Raw genomic sequence first — 26550 nt, 5'->3', positions numbered from 1 at the left:
GATCGCGCTGATCACCGCCCTGTGGCGTTGCCCGGCCTGCCACCGAAACCCGAACGACCTCACCGGCCTTGGTCAAGGACCATGACCGAGCCCTGTCACCGCCAGAGGGCGCCTTGGTGATGCAGCCGTCGGCGCTCAGGCGGTCGAGTTCGAGGCCGATCATGCGGTCGTAGGCGGCGAGTGCGAGTAGCCGTAGCCTCTCCATCACGCCGGCGTCGATCCACTCGTCGCGGCGTCGGCGCAAGGTGGTGGCCGAGCAGTGTTCGTCGGCGGCGCGTTCGTACCCGCAACCGAAGACCAGGACCTGTACCAGCCGGTCGAAGACGACGGCGTCGCTGATCCTCGGGTTGTGGCAGCCGAGAGGGTGCCGATCCTCGCGCGCCGGCAGGAGCGCGAGGAACTGGTCGCGGATCGGGTCAAGAATGCATGAAGGGACGGCAGGCACGGATCCCCCGGAGATCATGAAGCATAGAGAACTCCATGATCGAGTGAACCGTGCCTGCCCTGCTGCCAGTACCTGCAGCACCTACTAGCGGAGCGCCCTTAGATCCGGACGGGCAACTCGACGACAGCCATGGTCGAGCCGGCGGCCGGGCTGTCGACGCTCAACGTGCCGTCGACCGCCGCCAGTCGCTCCCGCAGGCCCAGCAGGCCGCTGCCCGCGCCGATCCGGGCGCCGCCGGAGCCGTTGTCATGGATCCGGATGGACAACCGGTTCCCTGCAGACCGTGCCTCCACCGACGCCTGCGTCGCCCCACTGTGCTTGGCGACGTTTGTCAACAGCTCGGCGACGCAGAAGTACGCCACGCGCTCGATCACCTCGTCCGGGCGCTCACCGATGTCCACCGTCAGCGTGACGGGCACAGCTGCCTGCGCCGTCAGCTGCGGCAGAGCGCCCACGAGCCCTTGGTCGAGCGCTGCCGGGCTGATCCCGTCGATGAGGCGCCGAAGCTCTGCGATGGCCGCGTCCGTCTGGGTCCGGGCTCGGGAGACCAGTACACGGGGACGGTCCGAGGACGGCGCCTGATCGCCGTCCAGGGCGTCCGCGGCCAACGACAGTGTCATGGCGAGCGCGACGAGCTGTGCCTGCGCTCCGTCGTGCAGGTCCCGCTCGATCTGGCGGAGAGTGCGAGTGCCTTCGGCAAGCGCGGTGCCGCGAGCCCGTTCAAGGGTCCGTAGGCGCTTCTGGGAGTCACTGGGCCCGAGCAGCGTCCTGGCGAGCAGCCGGTGCAGCGTCATCGTCGCGCCGATCGCGCTCGGGACGAGCGCCAGCACGACGAGGGCCGCCAGCACGGTGCCGATCCCCGGCCACCATCCCGGCTGGGCGATCAGCGTCCACACGACGGCCCAGACTCCCAGCACCGGGAGTGCCACCGTGGACCCGAACACGAGGACGTCGACCGGGAGCCTGAGGACCAGGTACAGCATGCTGCGCCAAGCGGTCACGTCCGAGAGACCGCTCCTGATCCACGACAGCACCCCGGGACCGGACTGCTGCGGCCCCGGGACGTCGATCGGCTCGCCCAGTGCCGCCCGGATCAGACGGGCGTGAGCCTGCCCGAGCAGCCGAGCGCCCCGGAGGCCGAGAGCGAGAAGCGGCAGGCCGATCAGGGTCAGCGACAGCATGCCGCCGACGTAGAGAACGGCCAGCGCGTAGCCGATCCCGATCAGCGAGAGGGGCAGCCCGGCAACGACGTAGGCGATCGCAGCCGGCCGTACCGTCCATCGCTTCACGGCGATCCTCTCGCCCTTCGTTGTCGTCGTCATGGTGCGGCCACGGCAGAGAGTGCGGGCCTCGTCGCAGCCCACCAACCGCTGAGGAGAATGCTCGAGGCTGCCAGCGCCATCGCACCCAGCACCAAGGGGCCGTAGGTCTGCAGAGGAAGCCAGGGCCAGGGTCCGTCGGTGGCCGCCAGCGCGAACGCCACGCTCACCGGCGCTGCCACCAGGACGCCGAGCAGGGCCCCGGCCATCGCGGTCACCACGGCCTCCGCGCCCAGCATCCGGAACAACTGCCGCCGTGTCGCGCCGATCAGCGTGAGCAGCGCGTACTCCCGCCGCCTCGTCGCCGTGAGCGAGACGAGGGTGTTCACGGTGGCCACCGCCCCGAAGCCGGCCAGCATCGTGAGTTCCACCCCGCGCAACCAGACGTCGCTCGCGGATTGCGCGCCTTGCGGGACGGCCTGCGCCGCGGCGTGCTGGATCGTCCCGGTGATCGCCGTGAACGTCATCGAGAGCCCGACCAGCAGCGCGATCGGCACCACTGCCGAGGCCAGCCGGTGAGCGTGCCCCAGCAGGTTGGTGGCGGCGAGCCAGCCACCCGCTTCACCCCGGTGCCGACGGGAGGCCAGCCGCAGCGGCACGCCGAGCAGCCCGACCGCGGCGCGAGCGAGCAGGGGCCCGAGCATCCCGACCGCGATCATGAGCAGCAGAGCCCCGAGCAGGGCTGCCTGTGCCGCCTTGTCCACCGGTTGCCTGGTGATGAAGCCACACAGGACACCGGCACCCGTGAGGCTGAGCAGGCCCGCGATGCCACGCACCCAGCCCAGCCCGCCGTGCTCGGCCGCGGTTTGATCCACAGCCGCCGACGGCCTCCCGCGGACCGTGCGGCGCGCGGCGGCTTTCGCTGCGCCGACCCCCACGAGCATGGTTGCCACCGTCCCGATCAGCATGGGCAAGGGCGACCACGGAACACCGGCGGAGGCCGGAGCCACACCACGGGTGACCAGCTCCGCCAGGAACCTCCGGGCACCCCAGGCGCCGAGCAGCCACGCCGCCGGCGACACCAGCAAGGTCACCAGCAGTACCTGGCCCCTGACCAGCCGTTTGATCTGAACGGGCGTGGCGCCGCTCGTGCGCAGCAGGGCGATGTCGCGGTACTGCTGGCGCACGGAGAACCCGAGCGTGTTGGCAACCACGAACAGCGCCATGAGCATCGCGATCTCGCCGAACGCCCCTCCGATCATGGCCAGCCGGGAGTCCCCACCCGTACCGAGCGCCGCCGCGATCAGGGATCCGAACAGGGTGATGACGGCGACAGCCAGCAGGAGAGTCATGGCCAGCCCGGCGAACGATGCGGTCCGCGTCCGCAGGGCACCCAGCGCGAGCCTCAGCATGCGAGCCCACTCAGCTTCTCAGCGATCAGGGCGGCCGAGGGCCGTTCGAGATCGTCGACCACCACTCCGTCGGCGATGACGATGACCCGGTCCGCGAAACCGGCCGCGACAGGGTCGTGCGTCACCATCACGCAGGTACGGCCTTCGATGTCCACGCCCTCGCGCAGCAGGCACAGCACGTCCCTGCCGGTCGTGCGGTCGAGTGCGCCGGTGGGCTCGTCGGCGAAGAGGATCCGCGGTCGGCCGTACAACGCCCGCGCCACGGCCACCCGTTGCTGCTGACCGCCGGAGAGCCTGCCCGGCCGCTCCTTCCTCCGGTCCGCCAGACCCACCTGTGCGAGTGCGGCGGTCACGACGGTCCAGTCCACGCGTCGGCCCTCGAGCACGGCTGGGAGGGCGACGTTCTGCTCGACCGTCATCGCGGGCATCAGGTTGTAGGCCTGGAAGACGAAGCCTGCCTGGGCCCGCCTCAGCAGTGCCAGCCGCCGCTCCGGCAGAGCGCTGATGTCCGTCGGGCCCCAGAGGACCGTGCCGGACGTCTGCCGGTCGATCCCCGCGATGCACTGCAACAGGGTCGACTTGCCCGACCCGGACGGTCCCATGACAGCGGTGAACGTGCCCGGCGCGAAATCGACGTCCACACCGCGCAGGGCGTGGACCGTGCCACTGCCACGGCCGTACGTGCGTTGCAGGTTTCTGACGCGGATTCCGAGGCCGGTCGCTTCAGTGGGTTGGACCGGGCCAGTGCTCATCGACATGATCCAATGCTCTGTCGCGCGGCGTCACCGGACCACCGTGCCACCTCCCGTATCCGGGGTTCGGATATCCGCCCCTGCGGATGCGGACGCGGGACGTCAGGGTCTGATCTCCTGCAGGTAGGCCACGACGGCCTTCACCCTGCGGTTGTCGGTCTCGGTCGGCGGCAGATCGAACTTGGTGAACACCGCCGCCGCGTGCTTCTCCACCGCGCGTTCCGTGATGACGAGCAGCGAGGCAATGGAACGGTTCGAGTGGCCCTGGGCCATCAGGTCCAGGACCTCGCGCTCCCGGGTCGTGAGCCGTTCAAGCAGACTCCGACGGCCGTTCAGCATCCGACTGACGATGTCCGGATCGAGGGCGACCCCGCCCGCCACGACCCGGCGCAGCGCGTCGATGAAGTCGGACGTGGCGGAGACGCGCTCCTTGAGCAGATAGCCGACACCGGAGGCGTTGTCGGCGAGCAGCCGCGCGGCCCAGGCGGGCTCGGCGTGCTGGGAGAAGACGAGGACGCCCACCTGCGGATGGTCCGCGCGGAGTCGGACCGCGGCACGGATGCCCTCGTCGGTGTGGGTGGGCGGCATGCGGATGTCGACGATGACGACGTTCGGCGGGTCCGCGGCTACCGCGTCGAGCAGTTCCTCCGCGTTGCCGGCGGTGGCGATGACCTGACACCCACGGGCCGTCAGGAGCTCCACCATTCCCTCACGAAGGATCACCGAGTCCTCGGCGATGACCACCCGCACCGTGCACTCCCCCTGTTCACAGCCGACGCGCCTTCCCATTCAACCAGAACGTGTCCGTCGTCCGGCCGCCACTCCCGCGAGCGGCGCAAGGAAGTGAGCGCGAAGCTGCGCTGCAGCCACCGGTCCCGGCCGTCGCAGCGCGGCCGGAACGCGGTGCGGCCGTGCACGGTGACGTGGTTGTCCCTGCTCCCCGTCACCCTCGACCGCTTCACCGCCCTCGAACCGACTCTCGGGCCGCTGCCGGAGCGTCCGCGTCTCGCTCTGGACGCCGGGTATGACTACCGGCTCGTTCACGACGACCTGGCCGACCGGAGAATCGACGCCCGGATCGCCGCACGCGGCGCGAAGACCCCGATCCAGACCGGCGGCCGGTGGGTCGTCGAGCGCACGAACTCCTGGATGAACAACTTCGGCAAGCTCCGGCGCTGCACCGAACGCCGGAGAACGGCCATCGAGTTCTTCCTCGCCCTGGCCAGCACCATCATCACGGTCCGCTGCTTGATCCGACGCGCCTGGACCCTCTACCGCTGGAACAGCCGTCCCCGAAGCCCTCGCATCCGATGACCTACTGGCGGACGCCCTTACTCATGTTGCTCTTGGTTCCCACCTGAAACTGCTTCCTCCGGGCTCACATGTCCCAGTCTCCAGGTGTCCGAGCGCAAGGGGGAACTTCAGTTGCCGTTTCTCGGCGGCCTGGGTGAGGCGCAGCGCGGCGCGTTGTTCGTTGGTGGCTTGGTCGGCGAGGTGTGCGGTGCCGAGGTGGCGGCGGCCCGTGGCGTCGAAGACCTCGATCTGCTGGTCGTGGTGGGGTAGGTGGCGCAGGCGGACCTTCGTGCCGGCGTGGCCGGTCATCCAGGGGGCGATGTAGGGGCGGCGGCGCCAGCTGACACCGCTGGCGGTGATCGTGCGTAGGCGGCCGTCGTCCTCCAGTCCGAAGGTCGCGAGCTGCTCGACGGGGACGTCCTCGATCGGGGTCGGGTCGTCCAGCCACGCTTGGAGAGGGGTGCGGCCTGCGAGGGGTGTCGGGTGTTCCAGTCCTCGACCCAGTCGAGGAGCAGGGCGACGAACGCGGTGAAGGGCAGCACCGGGCCGGGGTCGTCGGGGGAACGGCGGCGCACCGTGGCGGTGGGGGCTCGGGTGTAGCGGGGCAGAGAGGCGAGGAGCATGCTCTCCACGGCGCGGTTGAGGTTCTCCACCGTTCCCTTGAGGTGCGGGGTGCAGGCGGGCAGGTCCTGTACGGGGACGGCGAAGGCGCCGAGCGCGGTGCGGACGGTGCGGGACAGGAAGTCTCTGCCGCGGTCCACGCGGACCACCGAGGGCAGGCCGCCGATCGGCCCATAGGTGCTGCCGCGGGAGATCGCCACGCGCAGGGCGGCCAAAATCGCGTCCCGGGAGGGCTGGTGCGGTGTGACGGCCACCCCGGTGATGGCGTTGGTCGCGCAGTCGATGAACCAGGTGATCCACGGACACTGTGGAACGCCTTCGACGTCCACCTGTACTGGGGCGCGTTTGTGGTCGCCCTCCCAACACGCGTTGCGCCATGCCCGGGGGCGGCGCAGGTGCACGTCATGAGCGCGCCGTGCCTTCTCCCCACCGCGCAGCCCGGCCCGCTGGCCTGCGTTCAGGTCCCTGCGGATGGCGCGGTGCACAGTGGCCAGCGACGGCACCGCACCGGTCATACCGCGGAGAGGCTCGGAGCTGTTCCAGGGTGCGGGCGGGTGATCCGGGCAGTGGTGTGACGGCGACGCGGTGCAGGTCCAGGAGCCGGTGGCCTTCCTGGACCTGGTTGGAGAGGTTGGTGCGGCCGACTTCCAGCAGTTGGGCCAGGAGTGTGCTGGTGATCGCCCTGCGGCGGCGTAACAGCGCCGCCAGGATGCGGTGGTAGTGGTCCAGGCTGCTGGTCTGCGGGTGGAGATAGCTGCGCGGGCGGTGGAAGCGTCGGTGGAAGGCGGCCTCGGCCAGGGCGTCCCAGTAGGGCTCCGAGGCGGCGACCAGGCGCTCGAAGTCGGCCCGGGGCATGCCGGTCAGGGCAGGATCGCTGAGCATCGTGGTTAGGGCGGGGTCGATCCGCCGGGCGGTCGCCGGGCGGCTCCCCCGGACGGCCCGGCTCCTCCGCCGTACGACCGCCCCGACCGGAGAGGCCTGATCCGGCCCGTCGAAGATTTCTTTGAAACATCCTGCTGCCCTCACGACGTCATAGGGCGGATATCGCGAGGGGACAGGAGAGGACAGTGGGCAAAGCTCGACGGCGGGCGGCCATGGAGGAGGAGTTCGTCGCGTTCGCGACGGCCCGCTCCGGGCCGCTCTACCGGTCGGCGTACTTCCTGACCGGAGGCGACGCGCACTTGGCCGAGGACCTGGTGCAGGAGACCCTGGGCCAGATGTACGCGCAGTGGCACCGGCTCTACCGGCCGAGTTGGGCCGGGCGGATCGACAACGCGGCGGGGTACGCGCAGACGGTGCTGGTCCGGGCGTTCCTGACACACCAGCGCAGGCGCAGCAGTGGCGAGCGGCCCAGCCAGGTGCTGCCGGAGGTGTCGGCGCACGAGCGGGACGCGGCGCTGCGGATGGCGCTGGTCGGCGCACTGGCCCAGCTGCCGCCGCGGGACAGGGCTGTGGTGGTGCTCCGGTACTGGGAGGACCGCAGCGTGCAGGAGACCGCGGTGATCCTCAAGGACAGTTCGTCGGCGGTCCGGACCAGGTGCACCCGGGCGCTGGCCCGGCTGCGGTCCCTGCTGGGGGCGGACCTGGCGGAGTTGGTGGCGCCGTGAGCGAACGGGACGAGTCGGTTGTGACGGACGGACCTTCGGTGAATGGAGTGATGAAGTGACCGGCGGGGACGAGGAGTTTGAGACGCAGCTGAGCACGGTCTTCGGACGGGCCAGCGCCGACCTGGGAGCGGACCGGGCCGCCCGGCTGGTGGACGGCGGGCTCGAGAGCGGACGGCGGCGCAAGCGGGGACGGCGGCACACGGTGCTGCTGGCCGGCGCGCTGACGGTGGCCGTCGCGGCGGGGGCGAGCGCGCTGACCATCCCGTCCGCGGTGCCGGGACGGACCTCGGGGGCGCTGGCCGCCGCCTCCTCGGCGGGCGCGCCCGCGCCGCTCGACCACGGGGTGACCATCCTCCTGATCGGGCTGCCGTCGACCACCGACGCCCAGGGGCGGCCGGCGCCCGCCGACCTTCGACGCGGGGACCTCCACGCCGGGGACGCCGACGTGGACGTCGCCGACACCATGGTGCTGGTGCACATCCCGGCCGGCGGCGGGGCGGTGCGTCAGCTGTCGATCCCCCGGGACGTACTGGTCGACGCGGGCGGCGGCAGGCAGACGACCATCAACCAGGTCTACACGCAGGCCGAGACCACGGAGCTGCCCCGGCTGCAGGGCCAGGGGATCTCCGGAGCCGAACTGCGCTGGCGGGGACGGGAGGCCGGGCGGACCGCACTGATCCGGGCGGTCCAGGATCTGACGGGCGTGCCGGTGGACCACTTCGCGGAGGTCTCGATGACCGGGTTCTACCGGGTCGCACAGGCGGTCGGCGGGGTGCCGGTCTGCCTGAACCGCGCGGTGGACGACCCGTGGAGCGGAGCCAAGCTGCCCGCCGGGCGCTCGGAGCTCGGGCCCGCGCAGGCGCTGGCCTTCGTCCGGCAACGGCACGGGGTCGGCGACGGCTCGGACCTGGGCCGGACCCGGCGCACGCAGGCCTTCCTCGCGGGGGTTCTGCAGAAGCTGCGCGACGGCGGCGTGGTGGAGGACGCCGGGAAGCTGGGGGCGCTGTACGACGCGTTGAAGGACGACCTGGTGGTCGACAAGGGGTGGAGCCCGGTGGACTTCGTCCGCCAGGTGCCCGCGCTCGCCCACGGGCAGGCGGCGGCCTCGACGCTACCCGTAAGGCCGAAGGGGAACACGCTGGTGGCCGAACCGGGCAAGGCCAAGGAGATCCTCACCAGCGAGGGCACGAGCAACAACGGCACGAGCAACAACGGCCCGGGCGACGAGGGCCCGAGCGCAGCCCCGACCGGGAACTCGGGGAAGTCCGGTAACGGAGTGCCCTGCGTCGATTGAGAGAGGGGAACACCACGGGCTGGGCCGCGCACCGCGGCCCAGCCCGCTTCACGTACCACGAGCTGCGGCAGCGTCGCCTCGGCGCGTCCGGCCGGGACTGCGCTGCACTCCGCATGTGGGCGCAATCCTTCCCGGTGGGCGGCAGCCCCCATCGGTGAGCCTCGCGGCGGAACCGGTGAGCCTGGCAGGCCGACGTGCTCCAGGCGGCCGACCCAGCCCGTGGAGTAGAGGTCAGACCGGCAGGGCGCGGTGGCCGGGAAGGTCCCGGAAGTAGCGGTACTCACCAGCGGCCCGGGGCGAAACTCACCGCCCCCGGAGGCGAAACTCACCACCGCACCCATGAGGGGTGGGCCGGAAATGCCGACAACCCCTTTTCTGCCCTTCTGTCTTGGGTATGAAGGTGGTCGGTCGGTTCGGGGTTCGCGCCTGCGGCGGGCCGGTGTTCTTCTGCGCGTCCGGCGAAGCCGTCCGCGCCGACGGCACGTAGGCACCACCGTGGGTGACACCGTAGGCACCACCGCAGGTGCGCCCGCAGCTACCACCGTAGGTACCCCGCCACCTCCGCCCGTTGCCGGGCGTTTCCGCAGCTCAGAGGCGATTTTCGGGCTGCCGGATATTCCGACAACCCCCTCCGTCTGCTCCTTTCTCCTAAGTCTTGGTGGGATGGGCTGGGTCTGTGGTTGTGCGGTTGGACGGCGGTGGCTTCTCCCCTGCGGGGCTGTTGGGTTGTGTGGGCGTCCGGCGGTGCCGGCCGCACCGCCCGGGTCGGCGGCCACCGAGCCGCACCCAGACTCGTCGAACGGCCGTGAGCAACCCGTCCTCCGCCCGGCGACCCTCGGCCCCGGGCGTGGCCCGTGCCCCCGGCCCCCAGCAACGCCCCCAGAGCCGCCAGCAACCGCCCTGGAGCCACCCCGCCGCCGTCCCGGCCCACCAGCCCACCAGCCCACCCAGACGCCCCACAGCCCACCCCGCGGCCCGGTGCTGGCCGCCGACGCCATCGCCGCGCTGCGCCACATCCGCGCCCCGGCCGCCGTCCTGGAGAACGCGCTCTACCACGCCCAGGCCCTCATCGAGCAGCCCCACGCCGGCCCGCTCCTCCTGGAGGCCGCCGAGGGCCTGGCCGCCGTCAGGACCTGCATTCCGGCCTAGCCGCGACCGCTTACCGCCTCCTGAACCGACGTCGAAGTGCTGCCCGTTCTCGTGAACAGAGCTACGCGCCCGGCCTCGGCCGTGCCTGCGGCCTTCCCCTCCCCCGAAAGGTGGCCATGCCCCACACCTCCGCCACGTCCGCCCGCCCGGCCTGCGCCGCCCTGCGGCGCCTGCCCCGCCTGCGCCGCCTGACCCGGACGGCGATGGTGACCGCCGTCGCCACCCTCGCCCTGGCCGTGGCCCCGTTGGCCGTACCGCACGCCGCCCTGGCCGAGGGGACGGACAACCGCGACGCCTTCCAGAACCTCGGTTCGGCCGACCAGCAGGACTGGATGGGCAAGGTGGGGGCGACCACGCCGCTGACGGCGATGTCCATTCCCGGCACCCACGAGACGCTGGCCGTGCACGGGGGTTCCAGCGCCCAGACGCAGCAGGACTTCGGCGACAGCGCGGCGACGCTGTCCGCGCAGTTGGACCGCGGGATCCGCGCGGTCGATATCCGGGTCCGCATCATCAACGACAAGTTCGTGATCCACCACGGCCCCTTCTACCAGAACGCCAACTTCGACGACGTCCTGACCAAGGCGAAGGCCTTCCTCTCGGCCCACAAGGGCGAGACCCTCCTGATGCGCCTGCGGGCCGAGTGCGACGGCTCCACCTTCAGCTGCACGGACGACCACCCGACGGCGAGCCACACGGCCCTCTTCGACGCCTACGCGAAGCAGTACGCGGGGCTGTTCTACAACAACGGCAAGCGCAGCGACCCGCCGACGCTGGGCCAGGCCCGCGGCAAGATCGTGCTGTCCGTCTTCAACGCCGACAACGGAGGCTCCTACGGCCTCAACGGCTTCTCGGACCACACCGAGGACACCTGGAACGCCACCGACGCCCCGGCCAAGTGGAGCCTGGTCAGCAAGAACTTCGCCGCGGCCGGCTCGGCCCCCGCCAACCAGACCTTCGTGACCTACACCTCCGCGTCCCGGGCACCGTTCAACCTCGTCCCCTCCGAGTACGCGGGGGGCTACAGCGTCCTGCGCGGCAAGGACCTGGTCTGGGTCGACGGCGTCAACGTGCGGCTGATGAACTACCTCAACAACGACACCGCCAACCGCCGGCTGGGCATCGTCATGATGGACTACCCCGGCTGGGCGCTGGTGCACAACATCATCGCCCGCAACGCCTACTACGACGCCCGGGGCACCAGCCCGGCGATCTGGCTGGTCAAGCCTGACAAGACCTACGTGGACAGCAAGTACGGCCGGTGCATGACCCGCGGGCCCCAGTTCGACAGCTCCGGGCAGGGCGGTGTGGTGCAGCAGCGGGCCTGCCAGAGCAACCCGCCCAGCAGCCAGCAGTGGCAGGCCGCCTATCCGTCCACCTTCGACAGCATGGGCTACTACTGGATCAAGGCCGCCAACGGCCAGTGCCTGACCGTCCCGTACAACAACGGGACTCCGCCGTCGGCCGGGACCCAGCTGTTCTGGTGGCCCTGCGAGACCCGCTGGATCTCCGACAACCAGATGTGGAACATCATGCCCACCAATCTCGCCAACCAGTCGGCCCTCCGGTTCATCAACAAGTGGACGAACCTGTGCCTGATGGTGGATCCGGCGACCGCCTCGCAGTCAGGCGGCAAGGTCGTCCTGGGCAACTGCCCGGCCTGACCGGACCACCCCGCCACCTGGCCTGACGCTGCACCGCGTCGGGCCGGGCCCGGCCGTTCGAGCCGTACACGGACACGGTTACCCACCTTTCGAGCGAGGGCCGGCAATGAACCGGAATTCGAGCTCGGCGTTGGACGACGCGGCTGCACGTCGTTGGCGAACCGCCCGTGGGGCCGGCTTCCGGTTTGCCGACCGCACCCGGGCCCGGCACGCGGCGGTGCACGCCCTGCTGGCCGCGGGCCACAGCAAGCGCGCCGTCCAACGGCAGCTCGGCATGACCTACCGCACGGTCAAGGCCCTGGCCGACGTCTCGAACCCGGAGGATCTCTTCCGGGGTCAGTGGCAGAACCGGCCGTCCGCCCTCGACGACTACAAGCCCTACCTCGACGACCGCTGGCGCGAGGGCTGTACCAACGCCTGGAAGCTCTGGGAGGAGATCGTCCCGCTCGGCCACAAGGGCAGCTACCAGCGCGTCAGCGCCTACCTGCGACAGAAGCGGATCTCGCCCCGGCCGGTCACCGCTCAGCCGCCGTCGCCCCGAACCCTCAGACGGCGCTGCCGCTCATCCAGATGCGGCAGGATCGTCTCGAACTTCGCTGCCAGCATGGCTTGTTGCTCACTCGGAGTGCCCATACCACATCAACGAACCCGAAACCCGGAAGCTACGGGTTAATGCTCTGCGGGCCCTGAATCACCGGTATTGCGTCTAGGCTGGCGCGGTGACTGATGAGCAGGAGCGGGTGCAGCCGTCGGGAGTGTGGGCCACGGCGGTGGGGGTGGCCAGGGTGCGGGCGCTGGAGACCGAGCGGGTGGACGCGTTGTTCCGCGACCCACTGGCACAGGCCTTCGCCACCGCCGGCGGCCTGTGGCCCTCCTCGCCGCCACCCGATGACGAGGCCGCGCGACGCCGCCGGCTGGCCGTGTCGTTCTCCATCGTCATCAGGACGAAGTTCCTCGACGACCTGTTGCAGCAGGCCTCCGCGTCCGGGGTCCGGCAGGTCGTGCTGCTCGGCGCCGGCATGGACAGCCGGGCCTTCCGGATGGACTGGCCCGAGGGCACCCGGCTGTTCGAGGTCGACACCGCCGCGCCACTGGACTTCAAGGCTTCGGTGCTGCGCCAGGAGCGAGCCGTCGCACGCTGCGAGCGGATCACCGTCGCGGTGGATCTGCGTGAGGACTGGCCAGGCGCGCTGGCCGCCGCAGGGCACGACCCGGCCGTGCCGACCGTGTGGATCGCCGAAGGACTGCTGATCTATCTGCCCGAGGACGCGGTGGAGCTGCTGCTGGCCCGGATCAGCGCGCAGTCGGCGGCAGGCAGTCGGATGGGGCTGACGTTGGGCTCGCGCGGCGTGATCGAGCGCTTGGGCGCGGACGCCTCGCCGGGATCGGCGGCGTCCATGTGGGTCTCGGAGATGCCCGACGACCCGGTGGGCTGGCTGGCCGGGCACGGCTGGGAGGCCGACAGCCACACCCTGCGCGAGCGCGCTGCCGCCTACGGCCGGCCGATCAGCACCCCGCCGCAGCACGAGGAGCGGCCCGGCGCACTGATCTCGGCGGTCCGCCGGTAGAGCAGGGCGGCGTCGTTCGAGCGATCTGTCTGGTTTGATCACGTGATGCCGAAGGTGGCGAGCGGGGTCGGGGTACCTGAACCCCAGGGCCGGCTCCGGCGATGAGACCGGCCCGGGTCTGCCGACGGACAGCGCGTGATAATCGATTGCTCTGTTGCACCTCGGTGCATATGGTCCACGCATGTCGCAGCCGGATCAGTTGCCTCCCGGGACCGTGTGGGCCGAAGGACTGCTTCGGGAGGTGTTCCCCGACGCCGAGGTGATCGAAGCGGTGCCGCGTACGGGCGGCCAGTTGAGCACGGTGTACGAGATGCGCTGTGCTGATCCCGACCACTGCGCGATCTTCAAGGTGTATGCGCCCGAGTGGGCATGGAAGCAGGCAAAGGAAGTTCGCGTCTATCGGATGCTCGCGAGCCTTGGATCCCTGCCGGTACCGAGCGTGCTGCACCACACGCCGGACGGAGGGCCTGGAGGCCGGGCCGTCACGATCCTGAGCCTGATCGAGGGGCGCCCGTTGTCCGAGGCGTCGAAGGATCTGGACTCGGCACGAATTCCGTCGTTCTACCCTCAGATGGGCGCCGCCTTGGCCACGATGCACCGGATCGGCCAGGAGGCCTACGGGTATGTGACCGACCGCATCCTCGATCCGCGCTTCGACAACGGAAGTTACATGCGGCGCCAGTTCGCCGAGAAGCTCGCGGAGTTCAAGGTTCTGGGTGGCGACGGCCGGCTGCACGACGCGGTCGCGCGACGGGTCGAGCGCGACGGGGCGCTGTTCGACAACTGCGAGACCGCGGTGCTCTGCCACAATGACCTGCATGAGGGCAACGTGCTCGTCGCACGGCGTCCGGACGGCTGGGAGGTGAGCGGCGTGATTGACGTCGAGAACGCGATCGCCGCCGACCCGCTGATCGACCTGGCCAAGACCGACTACTACTCCCTCGGCCGCGGCGAGGCGGAACGCAGCGCGCTGTTCGAAGGCTACGGGCCGCTTCCCGCCGACGCCGTCGAGCGGCTCGAACTCTACCGGCTCTACCACGCGGTCGAGTTGTGGGACTGGTTCCGTTCGACAGGCACGGTCGGGCCCTTGGGCGGTATCGCCGATGACATCGCCCGGCTGGCTGGTTAGGCAGCCCGTGCATCAGGGCGGCGTCGTTCGATCGGTCCGGTTCGATCACGTGATGCCGAAGGTGGCTGGTGGGCGGCGGGGGTCGCGGGCGTGATCGCGGAGTCCGACGGCGATGTTGTCGTGGCCGACGTGCCGGAGGGCACCCGAGGCGAGGTTGCGCAGGCTGGCCATCACCCTGGGCGCGGTACCGGTGCGCACGCGGGTGGGGGTACCTCCCGGCCGAAGGCTGGGGGAGCGTCCTCCGTGTAGGTGGTGTCGCGCACGTCGTGGATCTCGTTCTCGATGCCCCGGTGGCCGCGCACCCATGAGGCGAGATCCGCGGGGGCGGCCTGGTGGGGTCGGAGGCCGGTGACGCCGTAGACGCGTTCGAGGGTGACCTGGCCGGTGGTGACGGTCCTACGGCGGCGCACGACCTGCATGGCCTGAGCGACGTGGACAGGTTGTGCCTGAACGACGCCGCCCTGCCCACCCTGGTGAGTTTGACAGGTGCCGAACTCACCAGGGTGCCGAGAAAACTCCCCGTCGCAGGTCAGAGGCCATCGGGCCTGCCAGGGGGCCAACGCCCCGCCGCTGGCTTTCGACATCGCCTTCGGCAACCGACTCCCCATCGGCCGCGGTGACTCACACCGAACGAGTCACACCACTGGCTGAACGGGCCCCGGGCCGGTCGTGGACGGGCCAGTCGTGGACGGGCCAGTCGTGTTCGGGTTACCCGTGTTCGGGCTGGTCGGAGGCGTCGTGGGAGCGCACGAGCCGCAGGACGGCGGTGTTGATGTCTCCGGCGAGTAGGGGTGCGTGGGCGTCGGGTTGAGTGGCAGAGCCGGGCTGACCGCCTCGTAGATGAGGCCCCCCATTTCGCGGGTGTATTCCTCTTTTATGCCCGCCAGGACACCGCGTTGATAGTTGTAGTTAGGGTCGTTTCCTGACACCGTGGGGTAATTCTGAAATGCTCGGCTCATTTGACCGTGCTTGAAGTCGGTATCGGCCATCTGTTTACCGAGGTTCAAGCCGGCCATGTAGCCGGCCTCATAGCCACCCGGTTGAGACGGGGTTGCTTGCTCGACGTACCGGGGGATGTTCGGTGCGGTCGAAGCAGCGTCAGCGAAGGCCGTTCCGTTGCCTGTCAGAAGTGTCACAACCCCGATGAGGGCAGCTGCGGCGAGTCCGCCCACCCGCCGCACTCCTGGGCGTCGTATGGGTTTGCTGGTCATTTCGAAATTCTATATCGGTTGATATTTCTACCTTTTCTCTCTTTCTCGCCATCAACGGTAGCCCGGATACGCCGATGTCAATAGGTCCGGATGGCCCGCCGCGCTTTGATTCTGGCTGCCGCCAGCGGGCCCGGGTGGTCGCTCGGGCATTCCTCCCGGCGCATCGGCGTGTGCTTGGCGGGCGCAGTGGCGTGCCGGCTGGGTCTCCCGGCCGGAGCCGGGTTGCGGGGCCCTGGCAGGATCGGGCGGGCGGTGCGTGCTGCATCCCATCGCCCGTGGCGCGCACCGCCTGGTCGGCCTGTGTTCGGTGTCGGTCGCTTTGGTCGCTGCCGTCCCGTGGGGCCTGGTCGGCGGTTGGGGTACTCCTGTGCGTGGTGCAGGCGGATGTGCCAGTAGGGGTCGTCGAGCTTGCCGGCGGCAGCGCGGCGGCGGTCGCGGTTGGTGGGCAGGGGCAGGATGATCGGTGGGTGGCCGGTGTTCCTGCGCTTGACGGCACGGGCAGCACCAACAGGCCCAAGTCCCCTACGGCGCGGGCCTGCACGCACCCCGGGCACTCCAGCCGGTCCGGGCCGGCCCTCTCCCGCAGCTCCAGCACCGACCCTCCTCTCTACCGATCGAGCCCCGGCACGTCCGGCACGGGCGCGGCGAGGCGTTCGCTGTGCGGGCGGCTTCCAGTTGCTGTTCGGCCTCCCGTTCCAGCTGTTCCTTGCGTTCCCGGTGGCAGGGCCGGCGGCGGCCGCCGGGGTGGTGAGTCCATTGGCGGCCGCCGTACACCCAGGCCACGGCCGACGAGAAGCATGCCCGGGAAGCGGCGCCTTCCCCGAAGGGCGCTGTCGAGGTGGAGCAGTTGCGGTTGCGGCAGAGGCTCGCGATCGGGAGAGCTGGAGGCCGACGGACGGCCATGCGAAAATGACCATGACAAGCTCGGTGTCCTTTCCGCTTCCCGCGTACTTCGAGCGGGTCCGCCCGGGACCCGTGCGCGGCGGGCAACAGACTGGAGGACGGGTGGAAGGCTTCGGCAAGCAGTCGTTCGAGTCGGCGTACCAGCAGCCGCTCCCCGACGAGTACTTCCGCACTCTGGCGCCGTTGCGCTACCGCACCCCCGACTTCTGTGCGAACCTGCTACCCGCCGTCGTCGCCGGGATACGGCAGCGAACGGGCCGCCGGCAGCTGAAGGTCCTCGACCTGGCCTGCGGCTACGGGATCAACAGCGCCCTGCTCAAGTGCGGCCTGACGTTCGCCGATCTCGCGCAGCGCTGTCTCGCCCCAGGCGACGCAGCGCGCAAACCCGGCGAGGAGATCGCCCAGGACGCCGCGTTCGTCAAGGCCGGCACCATCGACCCCGACCTCACCGTGGTCGGCGTCGACGTGTCACATCCGGCGATCGCCTACGCTCTCGCGACCGGGCTCATCGATGCCGCCGTGACCACCGACCTCGAACACGCCGACCCCGCCGAACACGAAGCCCAAGCGCTCGCGGGAGCCGATCTCGTGCTGGCGACCGGCGCGTTCAGCTACCTGGGCGCCACCACCTTCCACCGGATCCTGGCGCTGCAGGACCCGGCGCCCGTCGTCCTGGGCTGGCCGATCTACGGCTCCTCGACCACGGCGGTGGAACACTGCCTCACCCAGCACGGTCTCACCGTGACACACCCCCAGCCGACCCCACGCCACCAACGGCACTTCGCCGACACCCGTGAACGCGACGCCTACCACTCCACGCTACGCCGCACCGGGCTCCCGTACCTCGGCACGGCCGCCGAGACCAGCCTGTGCGTCACCCCGATCCTCGCCCGACCCCTGGCGCGCTGATCCTCCTGACATGTAGCCAGGAGCGGGGCAGCGAACTCACCAGCGCCCAGGACCGGATCTCACCACCCGCCGATGAATCCCCGCCGACCATCCCGCGCTCATGGGACACCTGACCAACTGAGCGAACCGACCGTCACGCGCCAACGGGCCGGACCACGGGGGTGCCGCGAGCGGTGATGCGGATGCTGTCGCTGGGACCTTCACGCGGAACAGCTCACGGTAGGCGGTGAACTTCGCGACGACCCGGCCCTGCGCCATGGTGGCGCAGTCGACCTCGACCATCAACACCGGCGCCCCGACCTCCGGAGCCTGCCGCACACCGTCCGGGCGCACCTTCCGATTCCCGCCCGGCAGCGCGAACCCGGTCTCCGTCGACCAGGACCGCACGGTGCCGACCCGGTCCGCGGCCCCCGGCGCGGTGCCGCCCAGAACGAAGGCGAGCACCGTCTCGTTCGCCGCCCCGCGTGCGGCGCGCCGGAGCGGCCGGCGCCTTGGGCGGTGCCGCCCATCTCCGAGCGGACCATCGCGAGCACCGAAGCGGCGGCGTCCAGCCCGGCCGCACCCTCCAGCCGCCACGTCTTGTGCCGGGCGGCGGTGTTGCCATCCGAGGAGACCAGGCCGTGCAGCGCAAGGTCACCGAGCGGCTGGCGCAGCGCCTTGTTCGACGTCGCCTGCGGGCGCAGCAGGCGCTGGAGCCGGCCGGCGATGGCGATGGCAGGATGACGGGATGGTGATGAATCAGCCGTGGGCAGGGCTTCACGACGACCTGCTGGCGGCGAAGGCATTGGTGTACGACCCGAGCGGTTTCGTCTGTTCGCTGCCGGTGGCCGAACCGGAGAGCGCCGAATACGCGGCCTGCGGATTCACGATCGATGGCCGCTCGGTCCGGTTCCGCGTGGCCAGAACCACCCCGACGAAGGTGGGCCAGTTCGTCACCGTGTGGCAGCGGTCCGAGGAGGGACCGATCCGACCCTTCGACGCCGCCGACGAGGTGGACCTCTTCGTCATCAGCAGCCGCGACGACAACGGCTTCGGGCAGTTCGTTTTCCCGCGAGAGGTGCTGTGCGAGCGCGACATCGTCTCCCGCAACGGCTCCGGCGGGAAACGAGGCTTCCGCGTCTACCCGCCGTGGGTGACCACGGCCAACCGGCAGGCCCGCAGCACGCAGGCATGGCAGATGAACTACTTCTTCCACATCGGCAAGAACGGGCCCACCGACGTGACACACGCCCACGCCCTCTACCACCCATAGGTGCCCCTTCGGTCCCAACGTCCGCCTGCTGGTCGAACGGGTCGTACAGGAGTCGCTCGTTTCAGGGGTGGGAACCTCAAGGCCGATCGGCGCGGGGTCGCGTTGTCCCTGGCCATGGTCGCCGTCCAGATCGTGGCGGGTGTGGTGCGGATCGGGCTGGTCGGAACGCGGTGGGTGACCGGTGCGGTGGCCGTGCTGTTCGCCGCACTCCTCACCTCGTACAGACGCAGCCGGACCGCGGTGGGGAGGACGGCATCCGGATCTACCGGGGCCTCGGGCGGGTCCGCAGCCACCCGTGGCGGGAGATCCACTGGATAGCGGAGCGCAGGCAGCGCAACCAGGGCCGGGAATCCACCAGCGTGCGGATCACCCTGAGGCCGAGCGCGGAGTCCGACGGATCCATCACCTCGAAGCGCCGAAGTCAGTAACGGCAGGGCCGTCCTCATGGACGTGCCCCGCCGTTGGCATGGGGCAGTTGGGTTACCAGTGGTCGTGGCGCTCGCAGCGCTCGTCGTGCTCGTGGCGCTTGATCTTGGTGGGGTCGGTGGCGGTGTGGGTGGTGGTGTCGCCGCCCCCGGTGACGGTGGCGGTGTTCGTTACCCGGGTGTGGGCGGTGCAGGAGACGTCGACCTTCAGGGTGATGGGAGGGTAGCTACTCCCGGCAGACAGGACGTCGCTACGGGTGCAGGTGAGGGTGTTCAGGGCGCAGTTCCATCCCGTACCGCGGATGCTGTCGGCTCTGAGCCCGACGGGGAGGGTGTCTTCCACGGTGACTGCGGTGCCGTCGGTCGGGGCGGCCCCGGCGGCGTTGCCAACGGTGATGGTGTAGGTGCCGTCCCGCCCCTGGGTGAAGTGCCTGGTGTGGGTCTTGGTGATGGTCAGAGACGGGACCGTGTACCGGCACCCCCCGTCCCGGTGCCGTTGCAGCCTTTGCCGCCGGAGCCGCCGACGTTGACGGTGAAGGTCGTCGGGGCGACGGTTTGCGGCAGGGTGGTCACCACCCGCGCCCCCGTCCCACCGGCCCCCGTGACGGAACAGGGGGTGCCGGTGTTGTCGGCGCCGCCCGCGCCGTCCGCGGTGATCGTCACCACCGCCGCCGCCGGAACCGTCAAGGTCTGCGAAGCGCCGGTGAAGGTGAAGGTCTGCGACGGATCAGCCCGCTGCGCCCGCACCGGCACGGCCTCCACCGGCGCGGCGGCCACCGGTGGAGCCGCGGCCGCCAGCAGTGCCATACCGGACAGCAGCGCGCCCCCCACCGACACCACCCCCACGCCGCGCTCCCCACACCGTCCACCCGAGCCAACCAGGTCGGATGCGACGACGGCATCAACCGGGATCGTCCCACCGTCCAGGGCTCTGTTGAGCACGGCCACGGGCCACTGACGGCTGATCCGATACCACGGCAGATCGCCCTGTCCACGAGTACGAGCACTCATCCGCGGGTGCACCTCTCCTCACAGCAAAGCGCCCCGCACCCCGCAACAAGACACACACAAGGGACACCTGACGGAAAACATGACAAACCACAGTAGATACCCCGATCCGATCACTTCGAGGTAGCGAGGCAGTGAGAACCCTCGTGTGTCGCAACGCCCCGCGAGCGCCAGCGATAAACCGGTATCCGACAAGGTCACCGCCTGGTGAGCAGGATCAGCGGTCCAAGGTCCTTCGGCTTTTCCCTCGCAGGCCGGGCACTCCGGCCGGTCGGTGCTGAGGCAGCGTCGAGAGACCTGCTCAGCGGTTGCCGGCCTGTGCTGCTCGTGCCGTTCCAGCGATGGAGCCCGGTCAGTGTCCGGGCCGGTTCGAAGCGGATCGCCAGCGTCGGCTGCGCCTCAGACCCCGGCACGAGGCCGCTCCCTCCGGCGAGGAGGTCCGCCGGGATCGCAGGCGCACGATGACCGGGGCGGTGTCGTCGGTGACGCCGCCGGGCGGGATCAAGTCGGAGAGCAGGGCGTCGCTTCGCCGTCGCCCTTGCTCAGTTGATCCTCTTCCCATCGGCCGAACATGGTCGAGCGCCGATGGACCTCGACGGGAGGCGTCACGGGTTGTCCGGTGTGTCGCTGCCAGTAGGCGATCACCTGGGCGGCGTCCTCATCGAAGGTCTTGCTCGCCATCGACGAGCTGTTCGAGTAAGGCGCGGTGAGGCGGCTCAGCCGGCCGGAGGTGTCGATGATCACCACCTTGCTGATGACCGAGCCCTGTATGTGGGATCTCCACATAGATGTGGTCGATCTGCTCCCAAGTCCAGGACTTCCGGAAGATCCCCACCCGGCGGATCCGTATGCCGCCGGGGCTCAGCTCCGTGTAGTCACCGCCGAAGACGACACAGCAGAGAGCCAGGAGGGGGCGATGCACCAGGAACAGATCTGGATGATCTGCCGGTTGCCGTCCATGTCCCACGGGATCAGCGGCGCCAGCACCGCCGGTACGGCGAACATCGCCGCCGGCACCAGGATGCCTCGACGCTGCCGCGCGGACATCGAGAAGCGCACTGCACCATCGGAGTCGGCGAACTCCGAAGACGAAAGAAGGTCCATGACGCCAGTACACCATCAGCCCCACCAGCCCCGTTCATGGCCTCTGACGTGTACTCATGAGCAGCCTGGGCGCTGGGAGGCACACCACAAGGCGCCGGTCACCTGATGGTGGCCGGCGCCTTGTGGTCCGGCAGCTGCGGACCGTCAAGGGCGGCGCCGAGCTCCGGCACGATTGAGCTAACCCCAGCACGGGCGGCCACGGACCAACACGCCGCTGGAGGGGGTGGGTGGCCGACCGCCCACCCCCTCCAGCGGCAGATCCGGAGCGGCGTCCTCGGCCGGGCGTGCCCGGCGGGTGGTCTCCATCGCCTCTCGCCAGTCCCGGCCGTCCCGCTGGGCGGTCTCGGTGGTGGCCATTGGTCTCCCCCGGGTCGTGGCCGTCAGCCGGCTGACCCCTCGACCCGGGGAAGGCCGGCGATGATCAGGTCGAGGGCGAACTCGAAGCGCTGGTCGAAGTTGTCAGGGCCGACGTACGGCAGGACCGCGGCCAGGGCCGGGTAGGTGTCGGCCGGGACCTGGTCCGAGAGGAGGGCCGGTGCGGTCTCCTGGGCGGCCTGCTGCTCCTGGGTGAGGCCCAGGGTCAGGTAGAAGATCGACCAGTGGGTCCACGCGGCCGCGCGCGGCGAGTGGCCGGCTGCCAGCAGGGTGGCGACCACGGTGTCGGCGTAGCACAGCGTACGGGGCTCGGCGGCGAAGACGCCCGCGACCATTCTGGCGGCGTCGCGGTGGGAGAGCAGCGCCGCGCGGCAGCGGCGGCTCAGTTCCTTGAGCCGGTCGGGGAACGCCTCGGGCAGCGGCTCGTCGAGACAGTGCGCGAGGAGTTCGTCGGAGGCCAGTTCGAGCAGGCGGCCCTTGCTGGAGGCGTGCCAGCGGACGGTGTTGTGCTGCACCCCGAGCCGGGCCGCGACGGCGCGCATGGTCACCCCGTCCAGCCCGTGCTCGTCGAGGACCGCCAGCGTGGCAGCGACGATCTCGCCTCGTGTCGTACCCATCCGATGCGCCTTTCCGGTCGGCTTCCGCACTCCTGTTGTCCAATGGACAATTCTAGGGCATGCTCATCCTTGTCCAACGGACAAGAGCGAGAGGAAGTGGTTGTCATGCTCGACGTGCTCATCGCCGGGGCCGGCCCGGTGGGGCTCTGGCTCGCCGCGGAGTTGCGTCTGCACGGGGTGGAGGTGACCGTCGTGGAACGCCGGGCGGCGCCGGACGGACGGTCGCGCGCGGTCGGCATGCAGGCCGGCACGCTGGACACCTTCGCCACCCGCGGACTCGCGGAGCGGTTCATCGAACGCGGCACCCCGGTGCCGACCGGCCACTTCGGCGCGGCGACCACCCGGCTGGACTTCTCCACCGTCGGGGCGGTGCACCCGTTCATGCTGGCGCTCGGTCAGTCCGTCACCGAACAGCTCCTGGAGGAGCACGCGGTTGCCGTGGGCGCCCGGGTGCTGCGCGGGGAGGAGGTCGTCTCGCTCACCCAGGGCCCGGACGTCGTCGAGGTGGTGATCCGGGCCGGCGGCACCCACCGGACCGTGCGGGCCCGCTGGGTGGTGGGCTGCGACGGCACCCGCAGCGTGGTGCGCCAGGCGGCCGGCATCGACTTCCCCGGCCAGGACACCACGCTGACCGGGTGGCTCGCCGACGTCGAACTCGACGATCCGCCCACCGCGCCGCTCGCCGCCACCGGGCCGGCCGGTTCGTTCCTGGCAGCCCCGATCGGCGACGGCGTCCACCGGCTGGCGGGCCTCTCCACGGCCACCATGCACCACGGCACCGGCGAACCACTGACCCTGGAGGAGGTGCGCGAGCAGACCCGCACGCTACTGGGACGGGACCTGGGCATCCGCAACCCCCGCTGGCTGTCGCGCTACGGCAACGCCACCCGCCAGGCCGCGCGGTACCGGGCCGGACGGGTACTGGTGGCCGGGGACGCGGCGCACATGTTCTTCCCGGCCGGTGGGCAGGGCATGAACCTCGGCATCCAGGACGCCACCAACCTGGGCTGGAAGCTGGCCGCCACCCTCCAGGGCCGGGCACCCGACGGACTGCTCGACAGCTACGACACGGAGCGCCGGCCGGCCGCCCGCGCCGTCATCGACAACACCCGCGCGCAACTCGCCCTGTTCGCCGCAGCGAGCCCGGAGCAGATCGCGCTGCGCGAGGTCTGGTCCGCCGCGCTGGCCGAACCAGAGACCAACCGCCAGTGGGCCCGCCGGATCGCCGGCTTCGACGACCCGCTCCCCGCCGACACCGCACCCGGCGCGCACCCGCTGAACGGCACCCGACTGGCCGGCCTCGCCCTGGACACGGCCGACGCACCCACCGCCCACCCGCTGATGCACCACGGCCGGCCGCTGCTGCTGGACCTCGGCGGGACGCGGACGCCGTGCCCCACGGATGGCCTGGAGCAGCGCGCAGCTGCCGTCAACGCCGAAACAACGGAGCCGATCTGGCGGGACGTCACCGCCGTCCTCATCCGGCCGGACGCCCGGATCGCCTGGGCCAGCACCGACACCGACCCGCAGCGCCGGGCCGCGGACTGCCTCACCGCCCTGCGCACCCTGCGCCGCTGAGCGCGCTCGGTGCTCCCGCCCGCCGGACCCGCTCGCCGCCCCAGACGTCGAGCCGTCGGTCTGCGCGTACGAGGTTCGGAAGCAGGCACTCACCGGCCGGCGACACGGATCCGCGCGCCGGCGTCACGATTCCGCGAAGGGGCCGGTGGTGACGAAGCGGTGGAACTGGCGGGCGAAGGTCTGCGCCTCACCAGGCGGCCAGGAGGCGAGGCACGCCTCGATGTGCGTGGCGAGGCGCTGTCGGGTGGTTTCGACCGCCCGCCGTCCGGTTTCGGTCAGAGCGAGCAGGGTGGCGCGGCGGTCGTGGGGGTCGGGTTCGCGGCGCAGCAGGCCGGCTTCCTCCAGGCGGGTGGCGCGACGGGTGACGCCGGAGCGGTCCAGGCCGATCTCACCGGCAAGGTCGGCGGCGCTGCGCGGGCCGGTGCGGGCGAGGCCGCTGAGGACGGGGTACGTGGTCTCGTCCACGGCCTCGCCCAGGCCGTCTGTCAGACGTTGGTACAGCTGTGCCCGGGTGTCGCGCTTGAGCAGCGTTCCCAGGGCGTCGGCGATCTCGTGTCCCACATCGTTCGGCATGACTCCAGCTTAGCGTGCGCAGCGCACGCAATCTGCAGTGCCGTGCAGCTGCGTGCTCAACGCACGCACATCGTGCCGGAACGTGAATCCCGAGGAGACCCTCATGACCGCCGCCACCACTCGCACCGACGTCGTCGCCGCCCTCACCGACCTGCTCTTCACCCCCGGTCTGGAGCTGGCCGAGGCCGTCGACCGGCACTTCGCCCCTGACGACCGGCTCTCCCCGTTCGACCCGGGTAGTCCCGTCCATCCGTGTACGACACCGTTATGGCCCCGCGGCGCTGACGCCCCGTCGGACGACGCGGCTACACCTCGATGTGCGAGCCCATGATCACCGTGCGGTCGCGGGGGAGGCCGAAGTACTCGGCGGCGTCGGCGGTGATGTAGGAGGTGGCGACGAACAGCCGCTTGCGCCAGGGCGCCATGGTCGGCGTCTTCCCGCGCCGGATTTCGATCTTCGACAGGAAGTAGGAGGCCTGGTCGAGCTGGAGCCGGCCCTCGGATTCGGCCGGGTCGAGTGTCGCCAGCGTGCTGGGCACGTCCGGTGTCTCCATGTAGCCGAACCGGGCGGTGACGTGGACGATCCCGTCCTCGGCGTAACCGAGGTCGTCGACCACGGTCCGCTGGTCCGCCGGGACCCGCGGCACGGGCACGGTCTCGATGGACAGGATCACCACGTGGTCGTGCCGGACGTGGTTGTGCTCGACGTTGGCCCGCATGGCCAGTGGGGCGGTCCGCTTGCCCCGGTTGAGGAAGACGGCGATGCCGGGGACCCGGATCGCCGGTACCTGCCCGCTGTGGAGCTGGTCGACGAACTCGCGCAGCGGGCCTTCGTGCCGCTCCCGCTCCGCGGTGACGATCTCCCGGCCGCGCTGCCAGGTGGTCATGACGGTGAACGCGGTGAGGCCGATCAGCAGCGGCAGCCACGCGCCGTGCAGGAGCTTGGTCGCGTTGGCCGCCACGAACAGCAGGTCCACCGTGAGCAGCACGGCAGCGCCGACGGCGACCAGCCACACCGGCGTGTGCCAGCGGGCCCGGGCGACGTAGAAGAACAGCAGGGTGCTGATGGTGATGGTCCCGGTGACCGCCATGCCGAACGCGAAGGCCAGTGCGGTGGAACTGCGGAAGGCGAAGACCAGGGTGAGGACCGAGACCATCAGAAGCCAGTTGATCCACGGGACGTAGATCTGGCCCATGGTGGACTCCGAAGTGTGGGCGATCCGCAGCCGCGGCAGGTAGCCGAGCTGGGCGGCCTGGGAGGTGACGGAGTACGCGCCGGTGATCACCGCCTGGGAGGCGATCACGGTCGCCGCCGTGGCGAGCAGGACCATCGGCCACCGCCCCCAGTCGGGCGCCAGGAGGAAGAACGGGCTGCTGATGTTGGCCGGATCGGCGAGGATCAGCGCGCCCTGCCCGAGGTAACTGAGGACACAGGCGGGGAAGACGAGGAAGAGCCAGCCGCGGGTGATCGACCGGCGGCCGAAGTGGCCCATGTCGGCGTAGAGCGCCTCGGCGCCGGTGACCGCGAGGACGACCGCGGCCAGGGCGAAGAAGGCGGTGCCGAAATGGCCGGTCAGGAAGGTCAGGGCGTAGCTCGGAGAGAGCGCCCGGAGGATCTGCGGATGGTCGGCGATGCTGGATGCGCCGCAAGCGCCGATGGCGACGAACCAGGCGATCATCACGGGTCCGAACACCTGGCCCACTGCCGCTGTTCCTCGGCGTTGCACCAGGAACAGCACCACGATGATCGCCGCGGTGAGCGGCACCACGGCGCTCTCCAGGGGCGGCTCGACGACCTTGAGCCCCTCGACCGCGGACAGCACCGAGATCGCCGGGGTGATCATGCTGTCGCCGAAGAACAACGACGCGCCGAAGATGCCGAGCGCGGTCAGCACGGCGGTGGTCCGGCGGCCCCGCTGCGCGCCCGATTGCCGCAGCAGGGTGATCAGCGCCATGATGCCGCCCTCGCCGTCGTTGTCGGCGCGCATCGCCAGCAGCACGTAGGTGACCAGGACGATGATCACCACCGACCAGAACACGAGCGACACCACCCCGTACACGTTCTGTGTACTGACCGGGACGGGGTGCGGGTCGTCCGGGTTGAACACGGTCTGGAGGGTGTAGATCGGGCTGGTCCCGATGTCGCCGAAGACCACGCCGAGAGCCCCGACCACGAGCGCGAGGCCCGCCGTCCCCTGCGCGACCGGACGGTGTGCCTGCGGCGGTCGCGATGCGGAGCCGCGATCGGCCATGGTGGTCCTCCTCCGTGCGGGCTGCTCTGCTCAGTCCTGAAGTGTTGAGGCGGACGATACCGATCCCGCACCGCCCAGCGGTCAAACGCGTGTGACGTTTCGTCTCGACACGCCCGCAGGCGGCCGGATGCCGGTGCGGTCGAGGGGGCC

28 protein-coding genes and 5 pseudogenes are annotated in these 26550 nt (G+C 70.5%); 13 read left to right on the top strand and 20 right to left on the bottom strand.

Features of this window, described 5'->3' with window-relative positions; all coding sequences use genetic code 11:
- The 6 genes and pseudogenes from ABZW30_RS34105 to ABZW30_RS34080 form a co-directional block, all read right to left on the bottom strand.
- A pseudogene (locus ABZW30_RS34105) lies at nt 1-445 on the bottom strand (IS5/IS1182 family transposase); the annotation flags it as partial.
- Nucleotides 446-543: 98 nt separating this feature from the next.
- Nucleotides 544-1734 (bottom strand): sensor domain-containing protein, encoded by a 1191-nt coding sequence (locus tag ABZW30_RS34100; protein WP_355675101.1) that lies wholly within the window; start codon nt 1732-1734, stop codon nt 544-546.
- Between the two features lie 29 nt (nt 1735-1763).
- The gene (locus tag ABZW30_RS34095) at nt 1764-3116 is read right to left on the bottom strand and encodes an FtsX-like permease family protein (RefSeq protein ID WP_355675100.1); all 1353 of its coding nucleotides are present in this window, start codon (nt 3114-3116) and stop codon (nt 1764-1766) included.
- The gene (locus ABZW30_RS34090) at nt 3110-3868 is read right to left on the bottom strand and encodes an ABC transporter ATP-binding protein (RefSeq protein ID WP_355675108.1); all 759 of its coding nucleotides are present in this window, start codon (nt 3866-3868) and stop codon (nt 3110-3112) included. The genes ABZW30_RS34095 and ABZW30_RS34090 overlap by 7 nt, the downstream gene beginning before the upstream one ends.
- Nucleotides 3869-3970: 102 nt before the next feature.
- Nucleotides 3971-4618: a response regulator transcription factor gene (locus ABZW30_RS34085; RefSeq protein ID WP_355675099.1), complete on the bottom strand. Its 648-nt coding sequence runs from the start codon at nt 4616-4618 to the stop codon at nt 3971-3973.
- Nucleotides 4588-4800, bottom strand: a pseudogene (locus tag ABZW30_RS34080) (hypothetical protein); the annotation flags it as partial. The gene ABZW30_RS34085 and the pseudogene ABZW30_RS34080, both read right to left, overlap by 31 nt.
- Here ABZW30_RS34080 and ABZW30_RS34075 point away from each other — a divergent pair.
- Together ABZW30_RS34075 and ABZW30_RS34070 are read left to right on the top strand one after the other, a co-directional pair.
- A pseudogene (locus ABZW30_RS34075) lies at nt 4799-5182 on the top strand (IS5/IS1182 family transposase); the annotation flags it as partial. The pseudogenes ABZW30_RS34080 and ABZW30_RS34075 sit on opposite strands and share 2 nt — an antisense overlap.
- 84 nt (nt 5183-5266) lie before the next feature.
- Entirely contained in the window at nt 5267-5431 is a 165-nt protein-coding gene (locus ABZW30_RS34070; protein WP_355675109.1) for a hypothetical protein, read from the top strand.
- Between the two features lie 35 nt (nt 5432-5466).
- On the opposite strand, the gene ABZW30_RS34065 is transcribed toward ABZW30_RS34070, so the two are convergent.
- Both ABZW30_RS34065 and ABZW30_RS34060 read right to left on the bottom strand, forming a co-directional pair.
- Nucleotides 5467-6297, bottom strand: coding sequence for a hypothetical protein (locus ABZW30_RS34065; protein ID WP_355675098.1), 831 nt, complete (start codon nt 6295-6297; stop codon nt 5467-5469).
- 68 nt (nt 6298-6365) lie between these two features.
- A pseudogene (locus ABZW30_RS34060) lies at nt 6366-6703 on the bottom strand (ISAzo13 family transposase); the annotation flags it as partial.
- Between the two features lie 173 nt (nt 6704-6876).
- Here ABZW30_RS34060 and ABZW30_RS34055 point away from each other — a divergent pair.
- The 7 genes from ABZW30_RS34055 to ABZW30_RS34025 all read left to right on the top strand — a co-directional run bounded on the left by ABZW30_RS34055 (nt 6877) and on the right by ABZW30_RS34025 (nt 14193).
- The gene (locus ABZW30_RS34055) at nt 6877-7389 is read left to right on the top strand and encodes a SigE family RNA polymerase sigma factor (RefSeq protein WP_355675107.1); all 513 of its coding nucleotides are present in this window, start codon (nt 6877-6879) and stop codon (nt 7387-7389) included.
- Between the two features lie 55 nt (nt 7390-7444).
- Nucleotides 7445-8683: an LCP family protein gene (locus ABZW30_RS34050; protein ID WP_355675097.1), complete on the top strand. Its 1239-nt coding sequence runs from the start codon at nt 7445-7447 to the stop codon at nt 8681-8683.
- A gap of 978 nt (nt 8684-9661) precedes the next feature.
- A complete protein-coding gene (locus ABZW30_RS34045; RefSeq protein WP_355675096.1) occupies nt 9662-9832 on the top strand; it encodes a hypothetical protein in 171 nt (56 codons plus the stop codon).
- A gap of 116 nt (nt 9833-9948) precedes the next feature.
- The gene (locus ABZW30_RS34040) at nt 9949-11496 is read left to right on the top strand and encodes a phosphatidylinositol-specific phospholipase C domain-containing protein (protein WP_355675095.1); all 1548 of its coding nucleotides are present in this window, start codon (nt 9949-9951) and stop codon (nt 11494-11496) included.
- 106 nt (nt 11497-11602) lie between these two features.
- The gene (locus ABZW30_RS34035) at nt 11603-12169 is read left to right on the top strand and encodes a hypothetical protein (protein ID WP_355675094.1); all 567 of its coding nucleotides are present in this window, start codon (nt 11603-11605) and stop codon (nt 12167-12169) included.
- Nucleotides 12170-12251: 82 nt separating this feature from the next.
- Nucleotides 12252-13064, top strand: a complete 813-nt coding sequence (locus ABZW30_RS34030; RefSeq protein WP_355675106.1) for a class I SAM-dependent methyltransferase — start codon at nt 12252-12254, stop codon at nt 13062-13064.
- 181 nt (nt 13065-13245) lie between these two features.
- Nucleotides 13246-14193 carry an aminoglycoside phosphotransferase family protein gene (locus ABZW30_RS34025; protein ID WP_355675093.1) on the top strand — a complete coding sequence of 316 codons (948 nt, stop codon included), beginning with the start codon at nt 13246-13248 and terminating at the stop codon, nt 14191-14193.
- A gap of 45 nt (nt 14194-14238) precedes the next feature.
- Here ABZW30_RS34025 and ABZW30_RS34020 read toward each other — a convergent pair whose 3' ends face one another.
- The 3 genes from ABZW30_RS34020 to ABZW30_RS34010 form a co-directional block, all read right to left on the bottom strand.
- Complete coding sequence (locus tag ABZW30_RS34020; RefSeq protein ID WP_355675092.1) at nt 14239-14391, bottom strand: hypothetical protein; 153 nt, start codon at nt 14389-14391, stop codon at nt 14239-14241.
- Nucleotides 14364-14612 carry a hypothetical protein gene (locus ABZW30_RS34015; RefSeq protein ID WP_355675091.1) on the bottom strand — a complete coding sequence of 83 codons (249 nt, stop codon included), beginning with the start codon at nt 14610-14612 and terminating at the stop codon, nt 14364-14366. The genes ABZW30_RS34020 and ABZW30_RS34015 overlap by 28 nt, the downstream gene beginning before the upstream one ends.
- 216 nt (nt 14613-14828) lie before the next feature.
- Nucleotides 14829-15404 carry a hypothetical protein gene (locus ABZW30_RS34010; protein WP_355675090.1) on the bottom strand — a complete coding sequence of 192 codons (576 nt, stop codon included), beginning with the start codon at nt 15402-15404 and terminating at the stop codon, nt 14829-14831.
- A gap of 1005 nt (nt 15405-16409) precedes the next feature.
- Here ABZW30_RS34010 and ABZW30_RS34005 point away from each other — a divergent pair.
- Nucleotides 16410-17216, top strand: coding sequence for a class I SAM-dependent methyltransferase (locus ABZW30_RS34005; RefSeq protein ID WP_355675089.1), 807 nt, complete (start codon nt 16410-16412; stop codon nt 17214-17216).
- Between the two features lie 36 nt (nt 17217-17252).
- On the opposite strand, the gene ABZW30_RS34000 is transcribed toward ABZW30_RS34005, so the two are convergent.
- Nucleotides 17253-17792, bottom strand: a complete 540-nt coding sequence (locus tag ABZW30_RS34000; RefSeq protein WP_355675088.1) for a replication-relaxation family protein — start codon at nt 17790-17792, stop codon at nt 17253-17255.
- A 151-nt stretch (nt 17793-17943) separates the two neighbouring features.
- Here ABZW30_RS34000 and ABZW30_RS33995 point away from each other — a divergent pair, with 151 nt between their 5' ends.
- Entirely contained in the window at nt 17944-18468 is a 525-nt protein-coding gene (locus ABZW30_RS33995; protein WP_355675087.1) for a MepB family protein, read from the top strand.
- Between the two features lie 480 nt (nt 18469-18948).
- On the opposite strand, the gene ABZW30_RS33990 is transcribed toward ABZW30_RS33995, so the two are convergent.
- From ABZW30_RS33990 to ABZW30_RS33965, 6 genes are all read right to left on the bottom strand, one after another.
- On the bottom strand, nt 18949-19290 hold the full coding sequence (locus ABZW30_RS33990) for a hypothetical protein (RefSeq protein WP_355675105.1): 342 nt from the start codon (nt 19288-19290) through the stop codon (nt 18949-18951).
- A gap of 56 nt (nt 19291-19346) precedes the next feature.
- Nucleotides 19347-19841, bottom strand: a complete 495-nt coding sequence (locus ABZW30_RS33985; protein WP_355675086.1) for a hypothetical protein — start codon at nt 19839-19841, stop codon at nt 19347-19349.
- Between the two features lie 561 nt (nt 19842-20402).
- Nucleotides 20403-20645 (bottom strand): hypothetical protein, encoded by a 243-nt coding sequence (locus tag ABZW30_RS33980; RefSeq protein ID WP_355675085.1) that lies wholly within the window; start codon nt 20643-20645, stop codon nt 20403-20405.
- A 117-nt stretch (nt 20646-20762) separates the two neighbouring features.
- The gene (locus tag ABZW30_RS33975) at nt 20763-21005 is read right to left on the bottom strand and encodes a hypothetical protein (protein ID WP_355675084.1); all 243 of its coding nucleotides are present in this window, start codon (nt 21003-21005) and stop codon (nt 20763-20765) included.
- A gap of 177 nt (nt 21006-21182) precedes the next feature.
- Nucleotides 21183-21362 (bottom strand): hypothetical protein, encoded by a 180-nt coding sequence (locus ABZW30_RS33970; RefSeq protein ID WP_355675083.1) that lies wholly within the window; start codon nt 21360-21362, stop codon nt 21183-21185.
- Nucleotides 21363-21385: 23 nt separating this feature from the next.
- Entirely contained in the window at nt 21386-21997 is a 612-nt protein-coding gene (locus ABZW30_RS33965; RefSeq protein WP_355675082.1) for a TetR/AcrR family transcriptional regulator C-terminal domain-containing protein, read from the bottom strand.
- A gap of 105 nt (nt 21998-22102) precedes the next feature.
- Here ABZW30_RS33965 and ABZW30_RS33960 point away from each other — a divergent pair, with 105 nt between their 5' ends.
- On the top strand, nt 22103-23575 hold the full coding sequence (locus ABZW30_RS33960) for an FAD-dependent monooxygenase (RefSeq protein WP_355675081.1): 1473 nt from the start codon (nt 22103-22105) through the stop codon (nt 23573-23575).
- 123 nt (nt 23576-23698) lie between these two features.
- Here ABZW30_RS33960 and ABZW30_RS33955 read toward each other — a convergent pair whose 3' ends face one another.
- Nucleotides 23699-24148: a MarR family winged helix-turn-helix transcriptional regulator gene (locus ABZW30_RS33955; protein ID WP_355675080.1), complete on the bottom strand. Its 450-nt coding sequence runs from the start codon at nt 24146-24148 to the stop codon at nt 23699-23701.
- Nucleotides 24149-24251: 103 nt separating this feature from the next.
- On the opposite strand from ABZW30_RS33955, the pseudogene ABZW30_RS33950 reads away from it, so the two are divergent.
- A pseudogene (locus tag ABZW30_RS33950) lies at nt 24252-24365 on the top strand (nuclear transport factor 2 family protein); the annotation flags it as partial.
- A gap of 88 nt (nt 24366-24453) precedes the next feature.
- On the opposite strand, the gene ABZW30_RS33945 reads toward ABZW30_RS33950, so the two are convergent.
- Complete coding sequence (locus ABZW30_RS33945; RefSeq protein ID WP_355675079.1) at nt 24454-26400, bottom strand: potassium transporter Kup; 1947 nt, start codon at nt 26398-26400, stop codon at nt 24454-24456.
- Nucleotides 26401-26550: the final 150 nt, after the last annotated feature.

Source organism: Kitasatospora sp. NPDC004669 (assembly GCF_040609455.1).
Classification (GTDB): Bacteria; Actinomycetota; Actinomycetes; order Streptomycetales; family Streptomycetaceae; genus Kitasatospora.
This window is presented reverse-complemented; position numbering and strand designations above follow the sequence as displayed.

Coding starts and splice junctions, on each gene's coding strand:
- ABZW30_RS34025 (WP_355675093.1), top strand. CDS start 13,246: ATGTCGCAGCCGGATCAGTTGCCTCCCGGGACCGTGTGGGCCGAAGGA.
- ABZW30_RS34035 (WP_355675094.1), top strand. CDS start 11,603: ATGAACCGGAATTCGAGCTCGGCGTTGGACGACGCGGCTGCACGTCGT.
- ABZW30_RS34055 (WP_355675107.1), top strand. CDS start 6,877: ATGGAGGAGGAGTTCGTCGCGTTCGCGACGGCCCGCTCCGGGCCGCTC.
- ABZW30_RS34040 (WP_355675095.1), top strand. CDS start 9,949: ATGCCCCACACCTCCGCCACGTCCGCCCGCCCGGCCTGCGCCGCCCTG.
- ABZW30_RS33955 (WP_355675080.1), bottom strand. CDS start 24,148: ATGCCGAACGATGTGGGACACGAGATCGCCGACGCCCTGGGAACGCTG.
- ABZW30_RS34015 (WP_355675091.1), bottom strand. CDS start 14,612: ATGCAGGTCGTGCGCCGCCGTAGGACCGTCACCACCGGCCAGGTCACC.
- ABZW30_RS34090 (WP_355675108.1), bottom strand. CDS start 3,868: ATGAGCACTGGCCCGGTCCAACCCACTGAAGCGACCGGCCTCGGAATC.
- ABZW30_RS33970 (WP_355675083.1), bottom strand. CDS start 21,362: ATGGCCACCACCGAGACCGCCCAGCGGGACGGCCGGGACTGGCGAGAG.
- ABZW30_RS33995 (WP_355675087.1), top strand. CDS start 17,944: ATGGTGATGAATCAGCCGTGGGCAGGGCTTCACGACGACCTGCTGGCG.
- ABZW30_RS34010 (WP_355675090.1), bottom strand. CDS start 15,404: ATGACCAGCAAACCCATACGACGCCCAGGAGTGCGGCGGGTGGGCGGA.
- ABZW30_RS34095 (WP_355675100.1), bottom strand. CDS start 3,116: ATGCTGAGGCTCGCGCTGGGTGCCCTGCGGACGCGGACCGCATCGTTC.
- ABZW30_RS33945 (WP_355675079.1), bottom strand. CDS start 26,400: ATGGCCGATCGCGGCTCCGCATCGCGACCGCCGCAGGCACACCGTCCG.
- ABZW30_RS33965 (WP_355675082.1), bottom strand. CDS start 21,997: ATGGGTACGACACGAGGCGAGATCGTCGCTGCCACGCTGGCGGTCCTC.
- ABZW30_RS33975 (WP_355675084.1), bottom strand. CDS start 21,005: ATGGACCTTCTTTCGTCTTCGGAGTTCGCCGACTCCGATGGTGCAGTG.
- ABZW30_RS33960 (WP_355675081.1), top strand. CDS start 22,103: ATGCTCGACGTGCTCATCGCCGGGGCCGGCCCGGTGGGGCTCTGGCTC.
- ABZW30_RS34065 (WP_355675098.1), bottom strand. CDS start 6,297: ATGACCGGTGCGGTGCCGTCGCTGGCCACTGTGCACCGCGCCATCCGC.